The organism is Bradyrhizobium genomosp. III, assembly GCF_000261705.1.
GTDB lineage: Bacteria > Pseudomonadota > Alphaproteobacteria > Rhizobiales > Xanthobacteraceae > Bradyrhizobium > Bradyrhizobium ottawaense.
In genome coordinates this window covers 49424-61618 of the sequence record NZ_AJQF01000302.1, presented here as the reverse complement: position 1 = coordinate 61618, position 12195 = coordinate 49424, and the positions used below count along the sequence as shown (strand labels likewise).

The following is a 12195-nucleotide window of genomic DNA, read 5'->3' as shown; positions in this document are numbered from 1 at the left end:
CCCGCCGGGAGCCGTCGAAGCATCTCGACCGGCTGCAATCGTTCCGGATGCGCGAATATGTCTGCATCGGCAGCCCCGATGACGTCGCCGATTTCCGTGAGCGCTGGATGGTGCGCGCGCAGGCGATCGCGACCGACCTCGGCCTCACCTTCCGTGTCGACTATGCCAGCGATCCTTTCTTCGGTCGCGTCGGCCAGATGAAGGCGGTGAGCCAGAAACAGCAGCAGCTCAAGTTCGAGCTGCTCATTCCGCTGCGCTCGGACGAGCAGCCGACCGCCTGCATGAGCTTCAACTATCACCGCGAGCATTTCGGCACGACCTGGGGAATCCAGGATGCCGGCGGCGAGCCGGCCCACACCGGCTGCGTCGCCTTCGGCATGGACCGGCTGGCTGTCGCCATGTTCCACACCCACGGCACCGACCTTTCCGCCTGGCCCGCCAAGGTGCGGGACGTCCTGGGCCTGCAGCCGCGGGTCACGGCCGACGCCCATGTCGAAGGCTGGCGCTAGCAGCATGATCCAGATCCGAGGGACCGCGTCAGCAAGAAGTGCGAAGCGGTCTTCCGAAAAGATCATGCTGAAACAATAGACGAAACGAGGCCTGCCATTTCCACGGGTAAGACGAGCGTGATTCACACCAAGGTGCGATGCCGCGAGATCACCGAGTCCGACGCCGAAGCGGTCGCGGACCTGCTGACGCGCGGCTTCGTCGGCCGCTCGCGGAACTATTGGATTCAGGGTCTGCGCCGGCAGGCCTTCCGGTCTGTCCCGGAGGGCTATCCGCGCTTCGGCTACATCCTCGAGAGTGACGGCACGCCGGTCGGCGTGCTGCTGCTGATCTACACGGCGCGGAAGAGCGGCGAAGAGACCGCCATCCAGTGCAATCTATCGAGCTGGTATGTCGATCCGGCCTACCGCAACTATGCCCCACTGCTGACCAAGATCGCGCAGCGGCACAAGGACGTGACCTATTTCAACATCAGCCCGGCGCCGTGGACCTGGCCGATCATCGAGACGCAGGGCTTTCGCGCCTACTGCCGCGGCATATTCTTTTCGGTGCCTGCCCTGGCGCGCCCCCCGCGCTGGAGCGAGATCGAGGTCATCTCGCCTCACGCCAAGACGATCGAGGGGCTTTCCGAAGCCGAGACCGAGCTTCTGACGCGGCATGCGCGCTACAATTGCCTCAGCCTCGTCTGCCGCACACCGAAGGGAACATTCCCCTTCATCCTGCAACCGGTGCGCATCCGCCGCGGCTTCATCGCGCCCCCGGCGATGAAGCTGATCTATTGCCGGAACGCCGCGGAATACGCCGCCTGCGCAGGCCGCATCGGCCGGCTGCTGCTTCGGCTCGGCAAGATCGCGGTGGCGATCGATTCCAATGGCCCGATTCCCGGCCTTGTCGGTATTTATACCGAGCGGCGCGGTCGCAAATACTTCAAGGGCCCGCACCGGCCGCAGCTCGGCGATCTCACCGATACGGAACTGGTATTGTACGGGCCGTAGGGAAGGCTGTCGGACCAGACCACCGCTGTCGTCCCTGCGAACGCAGGGACCCATACCGCGTGATCTGTCCCTAAGCCGCAATGCTGGTACCACGGGAAGGCCCCTTCACTTCCAATCTCCGTCAAACCTTTCTTGTGGTTATGGGTCCCTGCTTTCGCAGGGACGACACTTCATTTGACGCTCCCTCCCGGCCAACTCTCGAGCGCACCTCCGCATTTCCGACGCGCTCTCCCTCGCCAGTCATCCTCCGTAAACTACTGCGCTTAAGGGAATTTTCCGGCCTCTTCGCTACCCTCGATGGCTGAATTAGGTTGCGTTAAGTCTAGTGCCCGCCGAGACCCCGCCAACCCATGATTTCGACCCGCGATAACGAGCTTGGTGCACGCCGCGAGCAAGGCCCGGAGGCCCTGGTCGCGCTGAGCCAGCTTGCGCTCGACCACATGGAACAGGGTGTCTGCGTCTACGATGCCGACAACCGGATCGTGCTCGTCAACCAGCGCTATTTGAGCCTGTTCAACATGTCGGCCGAGATCGTGCGGATCGGCACGAGCTATCGCGACGTGCTCGCTCACAGCGCCTCGCTCGGCAACTTTCCGGTGAGCGAGATCGAGACGCTCTACACCAGGCGCGTGGAGCAGATCGCGGGGGGAAAGCCGTTCCGGACCGAGCAGCAGCTTGCGACCGGCCTCGTCATGTCGCTCGAGCTGAAGCCGCTTCCCGGCGGCGGCTGGATGACGATCTGCGACGATGTCACCCGCCTCGCCCGGCTCGAGGCGGAATTGCGCGTGCAGACGGAGCGCAGCCAGCACGCTCTCTCCAACATGTCCCACGGCCTCATCATGTACGATGCCGACAGCCGTGTCGTCGTCTGCAACGAACGCTTCCTGAACCTCTACAATCTCGACCCCGAGATCGTGAAGCCAGGGGTCCCGCATAGCACGGTGATCGACCATTGGATGTCACGCGGCAATTTGCCGGGCATGGCGGCCGACGATTTCCAGAACTCCAGGTTGGAGGACGTGCGGGCCAGAAAGGCGAAATCCCTGCTGATGATGCGCCATGACGGACGCATGGTGCAGGCGGTCTCGCGCTTCCTGCCCGACGGCGGCTGGGTGACCGTGCATGAGGACGTCACGGAGCGGCTGCAATACGAGGAAACGCTGCGGCAGCAGAACTTCATCCTCGACGCGGCGCTGGAAAATATGGCGCATGGGCTCGCCTTCTACGACAGCGACATGCGCCTCCGCGTCTGCAACACCACCTACCGCAAGATCTACCTGCTGTCGCCGCAAGAGACCAGGCCCGGCACGCATCTCGCCGAGTTGATCGAGCGCTCGATGGCGAACGGCGCGTTCTCTTCCGAATACAGCCCGCAACAGCTGCTGGAAGCCGCCAGTGCGAGGATCGCCAATCACGACGCCTCTCCGATGCGCCGACGGATGTCGAACAACACCGTGATTTCGGTCAGGTACTGCGCTCTGGCCCAGGGCGGCTTCGTCGCCACTTATGAGGACATCACCGAACGCGAGCACGCGATCGAGGAGCTGAGCGAGCAGTATCGCCGCTTCGACGCGGCGCTGAACAACATGAGCCAGGGCCTGTGCATGCTCGATGCGAGCCTGCGCGTCATCGTGTGCAATCGCCGCTACATCGAGATGTACGGCCTGTCGCCTGATGTCGTGAAGCCCGGCGTCTCGATGCGCGAGATCATGGAGCATAGCTGCGAGCTCGGCATCCATCAGAACACCACAGCCGCGCGGCTCTATGCCGATTACGTCGAGCGGCTACGCGAGGGCGAGCATACGCTGCACCGCCATTTGAGCGACGGCCGCATCATCAAGCTCAATCACAAGCGGATGGAGCATGGCGGCTGGGTCGTCACCTACGAGGACGTCACCGAGCGCCACAAGGCCCAGGCGCGCGTCGCGCACATGGCGCGGCACGATTCGTTGACCGACCTGCCCAACCGCATGCTGTTCCGCGAGAAGATGGGCGAGGGACTGAACCAGGTCGCGATCGCCGGCGGCGCCATGGCCGTGCTGTGCTTCGACCTCGACAATTTCAAGACCGTCAACGACCGCCTCGGCCACGCCGCCGGCGACCGGCTGTTGCGCTGGGTCGCGGCGCGGCTGAAGGAGAATGTCGGCGAGCACGATACCGTCGCCCGGCTCGGCGGCGACGAGTTCGCCGTGCTCCAGCGCGGACCGCAACCGCAATCGGCGGAAAAGCTGGCCCGGCGCCTGGTCGAGGTCATCGGTCATCCGCCGCCGCTGGAAAGCCAGTCGATCCATGTCGGCGTCTCCGTCGGCATCGCGATCGCGCCCGACCACGGGCTCGATGCCGACGAGCTGATGAAATGCGCCGATCTCGCGCTGTACCAGGCCAAGGCCAAGGGGCGTGGCGCCTATCAGCTGTTTGAGCCCGAGATGGAGGAAGAGGCGCGCAGTCGGCACGCGCTGGAGCACGATCTGCGCGGCGCGCTCGAGGCGCGTGAATTCCATCTGGTGTTCCAGCCGCAGGTGCGGCTGGATTCATCCGAGCTCACCGGGTTCGAGGCGCTGCTGCGCTGGAAACATCCCTCGCGCGGCTTCGTCTCGCCGGCCGAGTTCATTCCGATCGCTGAAGAGACCGGGCTGATCGTTCCGATCGGCGAATGGGTGCTGCGCAGCGCTTGTGCGACTGCCGCATCCTGGCCCGATGTCACCGTCGCGGTAAATCTGTCGCCGGTGCAGTTCCGCTCGCGTGGGTTGGTGGCGATGGTCACGAGCGCACTTGCCGAAGCCGGCCTGCCGCCGCAACGGCTCGAGCTCGAGGTCACCGAAACGGCGCTGCTCGACGACAGCGAGGCGACGATCGAGATCCTGCACCAGCTTCGCGCGCTAGGGGTGCGCGTCAGCCTCGACGATTTCGGCGTCGGCTATTCCTCGCTGAGCTATTTGCGCAAATTTCCATTCGACCGCATCAAGATCGATCGCTCCTTCGTCGGTACGCTCGGCGAAAGCCCGGAGAGCGTTGCCATCGTCCGCACCATCGCAAGCCTCGGCTCCGTGCTCGGCGTCGAGACGACCGCGGAGGGTGTGGAGACCGAGGAGCAACTCGACTTCGTCCGCGAATGCGGCTGCACCGCCGTGCAGGGCTATTATTTCGGCAGGCCGTGCCCGGCATCGGAGGTCGGCCGCGCCATAGAGACGCTGAGTTCGGTCCGGCGCGTGGCGTAGCGGCTTTCTGCTCCCTCAAATTCCGTCTCTCGGCACACGAAAAAACGACGAATTGTCGCACGTGCCGCCTCGACCGGGATTGCCGCACCGCCCGGCACCCGCGATCCGCGCAATGCGCTTTTCTTCTCCGTCGATTTCAGGAACAATCGCCTCGCAAGAACGAGAAACGGCGGCCCGCAAAGAGGCCGCCGCGAGGGGAGGAGTTTCAATGCCGCGATACGGGCTGAAGACGATCGCATTTGCCGCGATGCATGCTGTTATGGGCGCATTGCTCTCGACTGCCGCCAGCGCGCAGGACTATCCCAGCAAGCCGATCACGCTGATCGTGCCATGGCCGGCCGGCGGATCGACCGATATCTCCATGCGCGCCATCGCCGACAGCGCCTCGAAGGTGCTGGGGCAGCCGATCGTGATCGACAACAAGGCCGGCGGCGGCGGCACGGTGGGCCCGGCGACCATGGCGGCGGCCGCGAAGCCGGACGGCTACACCATCTCGCAGATTCCGATCACCGTGTTCCGCCTGCCCTTGATGCAGGAAGTGTCGTGGGATCCGGCAAAGGACTTCACCTACATCATCCATCTCACCGGCTACACCTTCGGCGTGACCACCAGCGCGGAGTCGCAGTTCAAGAGCTGGAAGGACGTCGTGGAGTTCGCCAAGGCGAATCCGGGCAAGGTGACCTATGCCACGCCGGGCGCCGGCACCTCGCTGCATATCGGCATGGAGCAGATCGCCGCGATGTCCGGCATCAAGTTGACGCAAGTCCCTTTCAAGGGCGGCGCGGAGACCAATGCCGCGGTGCTGGGGCAGCACACGATGCTTCAGGCGGACTCCACGGGATGGCGGCCGCTGGTCGACGCCGGCAAGTTGCGGCTGCTGATGGTGTGGACCGGCGCACGCTCGCCGAACTATCCCGACGCGCCGACGCTGAAGGAGCTCGGCTATCCCATGGTCTATGATTCCCCCTTCGGCATCGCCGGCCCGAAAGGCATGGATCCAAAGATCGTCGCCAAGCTGCACGATGCCTTCAAGAAGGCGGTCGAGGATCCGGCGGTCGTGGCTACGCTTGCCAAATACGACATGGTGCCGAACTACAAGAACACCGAGGACTACAAGAAGTTCGTGGTCGAGGTCACGGAGTCCGAGCGCAAGGTGATCGAGACCCTCGGGCTCGCGAAGAAGTAGGGCTGAGCCAGTTCCGTGTCCCGGACGCGGTGCAACGCTTCTTCAGCAGTGCATCGCAGAGCCGGAACCCACCTTTGCCACGGGCCTATGGGCCCCGGCTCTGCAGCGCACCGCTTCGCGCTGCGCAGCGTCCGGGGAACGGCCGAGAGAGCGCCGATGAACAGTCAAACCAACGTCAAACTCCGCCTCAGCAACTCCGAGCTCTGGGGCGGGCTGATCGGGCTTGGGCTCGGCGGCTTCGTGATCTGGTCCGGTATGAAGCTCAAGCTCGGCACCATCAACGACCCCGGCTCCGGCTACGTGCTGTTCTACACGGGCATCCTGATGTGCGTGTTCGCAGGCGCCATCATCGTCTCGGCGGTCACCGAGGGTGCACCGACATTGGCCTCGCGCTGGGAGAATGTGCGCTGGAGCAAGCCGCTCCTGTTGATTGGCTGTCTCGTGGCATTCTCCATTGCGCTGGAACCACTCGGCTTCCTGCTGTCGTCGATCCCGTTGGTGCTGCTGCTGTTGCGGCTGATTGATCCCGTTCGCTGGACGCTGGCGATCCCGATCGCCGTGCTGGTGCCATCAGGCATGTGGTGGGTGCTCAAGCGGCTGCTGTTGATCCAGCTGCCCTCGGGCCTGTTCGGGATCGGCTGACCCTATGGATACGATTGTCAACGTCGCCCATGGCTTCGGCGTCGCGCTGCTGCCGGTCAACCTGCTCTACTGCTTCATCGGTGTCTTCATCGGCACGCTGGTCGGCGTGCTGCCGGGCATCGGGCCGATCTCGGCGATGTCGCTCCTGCTGCCCGTGACGCTGTCGGGCACGCCGGAATCCGGCATCATCATGATGGCTGGCATCTATTACGGCTCGATGTATGGCGGCTCGACCACCTCGATCCTGGTCAACATCCCCGGCGAAGCAGCTTCCGTCGTCACCTGCATCGACGGCCACCAGATGGCGAAGCAGGGACGCGCTGGCCCTGCGCTCGGCATTTCCGCCTTCGGCTCCTTCATTGCCGGCACATTCGCGCTGATCGCCTTGATGCTGGTCGCGCCGAAGCTTGCCAGCGTCGCCATCGCGTTCGGCCCGGCCGAATATTTCAGCCTGATGGTGCTCGGCCTCGTGGTGCTCACCTTCCTCACCCAGGGTTCGATGCCGAAGGCATTGCTGATGGCGTGCATCGGCGTCGTGCTCGGACTGATCGGGCTCGACAGCATCACGGCACAGCCGCGTCTGACCTTCGGCCGCATGGAGCTGATCGACGGCATCGGGCTCGTGCCTGTCGTGATGGGCCTGTTCGGCGTTGCCGAGGTACTGCTCAACACCGAGCAGGCGATCAAGCGCGACATCATCAACACCAGGATCACCCATCTGCTGCCCACCAGGGAGGACTGGAAGGCGAGTGCAGGTCCGGTCGGCCGCGGCACCATCCTCGGCTTCTTCCTCGGCATCCTGCCGGGCGGCGGCGCGGTCGTGGCGTCCTTTGCCTCCTACGCGCTGGAGAAGCGGCTATCGAAGACGCCCGAGCGTTTCGGCCATGGCGCGATCGAAGGCGTCGCCGGGCCGGAATCGGCGAACAACGCCGCGGCGGGCGGCGCCTTCATTCCGCTGATGACGCTCGGCATTCCGCCGAATGTGGTGATGGCGCTGCTGCTCGGCGCGTTCGTCATTCACGGCCTGCAGCCGGGTCCGCTGCTGATCACGCAGAACCCGGGCCTGTTCTGGGGCATCGTCGCCAGCATGTATATCGGCAACGTCATGCTGCTGATCCTGAACCTGCCGATGATCGGCATGTGGGTGCAACTGCTCAAGCTGCCCTACAACATCCTGTTCCCCCTGATCATCCTGTTCACGATCCTGGGCGTCTACTGCTCCAGCAACAACGTGTTCGACGTCTATGTGATGATCGCGTTCGGCATCATCGGCTATTTCATGCGCAAGCTCGGCTACGAGCCGGCACCGCTGGTGCTGGCCTTCGTGCTGGGGCCGATGATGGAGAACAATCTGCGCAAGTCGCTGATCCTGTCGCAGGGCGACCTCTGGACCTTCGTGCAGCGGCCGATCTCGGGGGTGTGTCTCGTGTTTGCCCTGGTGCTGCTGATCGCGCCACTATTGCCGTCGCTGCGCAAGAAGCGCGAGCTGGTGGCGCTGGATGAGGGGGCGTGACCTTTCGTAGGGTGGGAAAAGCGAAGCGTGCCCACCATTCGCGCCGAATTGTTGGAGAGATGGTGGGCACGGCGCAAGTGCGCCTTTGCCCACCCTACGAGATCTCAGCTCGCTGCAGGCAGCGCGTTATCCGGCGGGGCGCCCCACGGGCGTTCCGCTGATGCCAGCCCGATCAACCTGCCCTGGATGTAGTCGCAGCCCCAGTCGCGCAGCATGTTGGCGGCCTCCTCGTCCTGCACCCATTCGGCCACCGTCTTGATGTCGAGGCGGCGGGCGAGATCGATCAGGGTCTGCACGAAGGCGCGATCGTCGGCGGAATGGGTGATGTTCTGCACGAACGCGCCGTCGATCTTGACGATATCCACGCCGAGCTTGCGCAAGTTTCGGAATGAGGTGTAGCCGGCGCCGAAATCGTCGATTGCGATGCGGCTGCCGAAATGCTTGAGGCGGCCAACGAAGGCACGGACGTCATCGATGTCCTGGATCGCGACCGTCTCGGTGATCTCGACGATCAGCCGCTCGGCAACGCCGGGATGGGCCTGCATCAGCGATTCGATTCCCGCCCACCAGTCCGGATCCATGGTCGTATCCGGCGAGATGTTGAGGCTGAGGCAGATGTCGGGCGCGGCGGCGAGCTCGGCCACCACGAGCTCGAGCACGCGGTGATCGACCAGGCGGATCAGGCCGAGCCGTTCGGCGACCGGCACAATGTCGGGCGCGAGCAGCACCTGGCCGTCGCCCTGGTCCATCCGCACCAGGCATTCATGGAAAGCGCGCTCGCGCGAGCCGGCCGACACCACCGGCTCATAGGCGAGCTTGATGCGGCGCTCGTTCAGTGCGGTGACGATTTCGTCGGTGACGCGGATGTTGACGCGGCGCTGCGCATCGCGTGTGGCATCCGGACGCCATACCGCGAACGAGCCGACGCGGCGGCGCTTGGCGGCATCCAGCGTCTCATGGGCGCGGTTGACGGCCTCGTCGGTGTTGCGGGCATAGCGCGGTACGCTGACCGCGCCGATCGAGGCGGTGACCGAGACCGGACCGGATTTGGTCGGCACCACCTCGTCGCGGATGCCGGCAAGGAAACGCTCGGCGGCGACATTCATGTCGTCGACGGTGCAGTTCTTCAGGATCAGGCCGAACTTGTTGCCGGAAAAGCGGCCGAGCACGTCGCCGCCGCGCAGGCGGGAGCGGATGCGCTTGGCGACGTCGAGGATCACGGCGTCGGCGACGTCGAAGCCGAAGGCGTCGTTGACGCGGGCGAGATGGTCGATGCCGACCAGCATGAAGGCCGCGGTCGAGCGGAAGCGGGTCGTCTCCTCGATCGCCTCGGCCAGCGCGGCAATCAGATGAGAGCGGTTGAGCTCGCCGGTCAGCGGATCGAGCCGGGCCAGCTTGGTCAGCTCCTCGTCGCGGGCGTGGCGCTCATTGTTGATTCGGACCGAGCCGATCGCGCGCACCGGGCGGCCGTCGGGGCCGGCGAACCAGCGGCCGGTCTCCTCGATCCAGATCACGGGATCGGCGGCGCTCATGCGCACGCCGTACTCGACCCGGTAGGGCGTGCCGTCGGCACCATGCACGGCGTAGGCTTGTGCCAGCGCCGCGGTCCGCAGCGATGGCGCGGGCTCGATCAGCTTGGCGAATTCGGCGCCCGTCGCCAGCCGCTCGGCGGGAATGCCGGGAAAGACGCTGGCGACCTGGTCACCCCAGACGATCGCATCACTGCCGATGTCCCAGGCAAACACGGCCTGGCCGAGGGCGGCCAGGATGTCGGAGGCTTGCGGTAATGCGGGGATCAAAATCGCCTCGTTTCGGGACAGGGGAAAGTCCTGAGCTGACACAGGATAGAGCCAGATTCGTCCCCAACCCTAGGCAAAGTTGATAAACAATTTGGAAACCACGTTTCTACACGCCGGGGGAACCAAACCGGCCCGTCCGGCATAGGCCTTGCGAGTACTGACACGCACCCGGCGCCAGCGTCCCGAAACGCGACAGGCTCTGCCGGATCAACGGTGATAGCGATGTTGAGTACCGATCGAACGGACGCGGCGGATAACGGCACGGGCACGGCCCTGGTGCCGCTACTGCCGGTTTTGCAATGGGTCCACAAGACGCCGTTGCCGCGTCCCGATCCGAGCTTCGTCGCCCAGCTGATCGCCAATGCCGAACATCTGCCCCAGGCAAGCAGGCTGCGCCGCGCCTCTTCCGAAGATGCGCAGACGGCCTATGGCAGCAAGCGCCCGCTGCAAAGCGTCAGCGCGCGCACGCGGCAGGTGGCTTGAGATCGATCAGCGCGGCGGCGTGTCGGGGGACGGAGACGTGCCGTCGCCCGGCTGCAAATGCGGCGAGGGGACTTCCGGCGATGGCGTGCTCTGCACCGGCTTCGGTGCGGGAGGATCCATCAACACGGATTCGGCGACCGACTGTGCCGAGGGCGCGGGCGGTGCCGCCGGTGCTGCGATCGGCGCGGTCACCGGCTCGAACTTGGGCTCGGCCGCGGCATCCCCCGCCGGAGCTTCCACCTGGCGCTTGGCCTTGCGTGGCGCCGGCACCGTTGTCTCGGCGACATAGGTGACGCGGCGGCGCGTGCGCTGGGCAATGCCGCCGAGGAAATCGGCCATCGCGAGCAGCACCAGCAGGAAATAGGTCGAGTTGCCGAATTTGGGCCACATCACGAATTCGGCAGCGGCCGCACCGAACAGGATCAGTGACAGCAGATGATCCATCAGGAATTTCGAGCCGGGCCGCGCGCCCTTAATAACTTCGAGCAGCAGCAGCACGATACCGAGCGCCAGCATCACGTCGGCGAGCGTGACCGGCCAGGTCTCGCCTGACACCATCGGCACCTTGAACAGCACATCCGTGAAGGACACGCTCGGCATCAGGAAGGCGATGATGTTGTAGACCGCGAGCGGAATCAGAAGCAGCGGGAAACCGACCATCGGCGAAATGCCTTCTCGATCAAGATATCCAGACAGGACAATGCGGCGGCGAAGCATTAGCTCCGCCGCCGTCACTGTCATATCTCATGGGTTGGCCGAAATCAGGCAGGCCCGATTATCCTGCCTGGAGAAAGGTCCTTAACTCAGGACTCTTTCTTCTTCAGGACCTGACGGCCCTTGTACATGCCGGTCTTGAGGTCGAGATGGTGCGGACGACGGAGCTCGCCAGAGTCCTTGTCTTCCACATAGGTCGGCTTCTTGATGGCGTCTGCCGAGCGGCGCATGCCACGGCGCGACGGCGAGGTTTTTCTTCTCGGAACGGCCATTTCAATATCCTCTAGGGATTGGTGTTATCAGGGCATCGTCCGCGAGGGACGGCTCAGCACCCGCAATCCGAGGCGAGCTGAATGCCGATCAAGGCCGCGCTTATAGAGGAAGGCTGGCCGCAAAGCTAGGCTTTTGGGCCGGAAAATACGCCCGGAAAGGGCCCAAAATCAGCGATTTTCCCGCCAGCAGGTCGTAAGCGAAGAGGCCTGCGCCCTTGCCACATAGGTCCCGGCCAGCCGCCGGACGCCCGGACCGGGGGTTTTAGCGCTGCGTTTGACCGGATTCGGCAGGATCGAGGCCAGAAGGGCCGCCTCGCGCGGGGAGAGGGCGCCGGCCGATTTGCCGAAGGCATAGGCGCTGGCCGCCCCCACCCCGAACTGGCCCTGCGGGCCGAGTTCGGCGATGTTGAGGTAAATCTCCAGGATCCGCGGCTTGGGCAGGACGAGATCGATCCAGAGCGCCAGCGGGAATTCGAGCGCCTTGCGGACGAAATCCCGGCCCTGCCAGAGGAACAAATTCTTCGCGACCTGCTGGGTGATCGTGGAGGCGCCCCGGAACGGCGTACCATCCTCCTGCGCGTCGTCGATTGCCTCGCGCAGCGCGCCCCAATCGATGCCGTGATGCTTGCAGAAATGGGCATCCTCGGCTGCAACCACCGATCGCGGCAGCGAGGGCGACATCGCCGCCAGATCGATCCATTCCCGCTGCATCGGCGCGCCGCGAAGCGAGCGCCACGCCATCAGCGTCGAAACCGGATGGCCGGTGCGGTAGAACGGCGCGATCACATAGGGCGCGAGAATGACGACCGCGAGCGCTACCAGCAGGATTTTGACGATGCGCAAATCGACCTTTCCGGCACGGAACG

General features: G+C 64.6%; 10 protein-coding genes and 1 pseudogene. 7 read left to right on the top strand and 4 right to left on the bottom strand.

All coding sequences use genetic code 11. The features are described from left to right. The 6 genes and pseudogenes from IC66_RS0125245 to IC66_RS0125220 all read left to right on the top strand — a co-directional run. Positions 1-509, top strand: a pseudogene (locus tag IC66_RS0125245) (amino acid--[acyl-carrier-protein] ligase); the annotation flags it as partial. Between the two features lie 117 nt (positions 510-626). Next, complete coding sequence (locus IC66_RS0125240; protein WP_038949512.1) at positions 627-1502, top strand: hypothetical protein; 876 nt, start codon at positions 627-629, stop codon at positions 1500-1502. A 350-nt stretch (positions 1503-1852) separates the two neighbouring features. Further along, positions 1853-4720 (top strand): PAS-domain containing protein, encoded by a 2868-nt coding sequence (locus IC66_RS0125235; RefSeq protein ID WP_038949511.1) that lies wholly within the window; start codon positions 1853-1855, stop codon positions 4718-4720. A 208-nt stretch (positions 4721-4928) separates the two neighbouring features. After that, positions 4929-5906, top strand: coding sequence for a tripartite tricarboxylate transporter substrate binding protein (locus IC66_RS0125230; RefSeq protein ID WP_028139647.1), 978 nt, complete (start codon positions 4929-4931; stop codon positions 5904-5906). Positions 5907-6062: 156 nt separating this feature from the next. Beyond that, positions 6063-6548, top strand: a complete 486-nt coding sequence (locus IC66_RS0125225; RefSeq protein WP_028139646.1) for a tripartite tricarboxylate transporter TctB family protein — start codon at positions 6063-6065, stop codon at positions 6546-6548. Positions 6549-6552: 4 nt separating this feature from the next. After that, positions 6553-8061: a tripartite tricarboxylate transporter permease gene (locus tag IC66_RS0125220; protein ID WP_028139645.1), complete on the top strand. Its 1509-nt coding sequence runs from the start codon at positions 6553-6555 to the stop codon at positions 8059-8061. Between the two features lie 104 nt (positions 8062-8165). Here the strand turns inward: IC66_RS0125220 and IC66_RS0125215 are convergent, their stop codons facing one another. After that, positions 8166-9860 (bottom strand): putative bifunctional diguanylate cyclase/phosphodiesterase, encoded by a 1695-nt coding sequence (locus IC66_RS0125215; protein WP_028139644.1) that lies wholly within the window; start codon positions 9858-9860, stop codon positions 8166-8168. A gap of 222 nt (positions 9861-10082) precedes the next feature. On the opposite strand from IC66_RS0125215, the gene IC66_RS0125210 reads away from it, so the two are divergent. Further along, positions 10083-10343, top strand: coding sequence for a hypothetical protein (locus tag IC66_RS0125210; protein WP_028139643.1), 261 nt, complete (start codon positions 10083-10085; stop codon positions 10341-10343). Between the two features lie 6 nt (positions 10344-10349). On the opposite strand, the gene IC66_RS0125205 is transcribed toward IC66_RS0125210, so the two are convergent. From IC66_RS0125205 to mtgA, 3 genes are all read right to left on the bottom strand, one after another. Continuing rightward, on the bottom strand, positions 10350-11003 hold the full coding sequence (locus IC66_RS0125205; RefSeq protein WP_038949510.1) for a hypothetical protein: 654 nt from the start codon (positions 11001-11003) through the stop codon (positions 10350-10352). A 143-nt stretch (positions 11004-11146) separates the two neighbouring features. Further along, entirely contained in the window at positions 11147-11329 is a 183-nt protein-coding gene (rpmF, locus tag IC66_RS0125200; RefSeq protein ID WP_007598106.1) for a 50S ribosomal protein L32, read from the bottom strand. Between the two features lie 168 nt (positions 11330-11497). Next, on the bottom strand, positions 11498-12172 hold the full coding sequence (mtgA, locus tag IC66_RS0125195) for a monofunctional biosynthetic peptidoglycan transglycosylase (protein ID WP_038949509.1): 675 nt from the start codon (positions 12170-12172) through the stop codon (positions 11498-11500). Positions 12173-12195: the final 23 nt, after the last annotated feature.

Coding starts and splice junctions, on each gene's coding strand:
- IC66_RS0125235 (WP_038949511.1), top strand. CDS start 1,853: ATGATTTCGACCCGCGATAACGAGCTTGGTGCACGCCGCGAGCAAGGC.
- IC66_RS0125230 (WP_028139647.1), top strand. CDS start 4,929: ATGCCGCGATACGGGCTGAAGACGATCGCATTTGCCGCGATGCATGCT.
- IC66_RS0125225 (WP_028139646.1), top strand. CDS start 6,063: ATGAACAGTCAAACCAACGTCAAACTCCGCCTCAGCAACTCCGAGCTC.
- IC66_RS0125220 (WP_028139645.1), top strand. CDS start 6,553: ATGGATACGATTGTCAACGTCGCCCATGGCTTCGGCGTCGCGCTGCTG.
- IC66_RS0125210 (WP_028139643.1), top strand. CDS start 10,083: ATGTTGAGTACCGATCGAACGGACGCGGCGGATAACGGCACGGGCACG.
- IC66_RS0125205 (WP_038949510.1), bottom strand. CDS start 11,003: ATGGTCGGTTTCCCGCTGCTTCTGATTCCGCTCGCGGTCTACAACATC.
- rpmF (WP_007598106.1), bottom strand. CDS start 11,329: ATGGCCGTTCCGAGAAGAAAAACCTCGCCGTCGCGCCGTGGCATGCGC.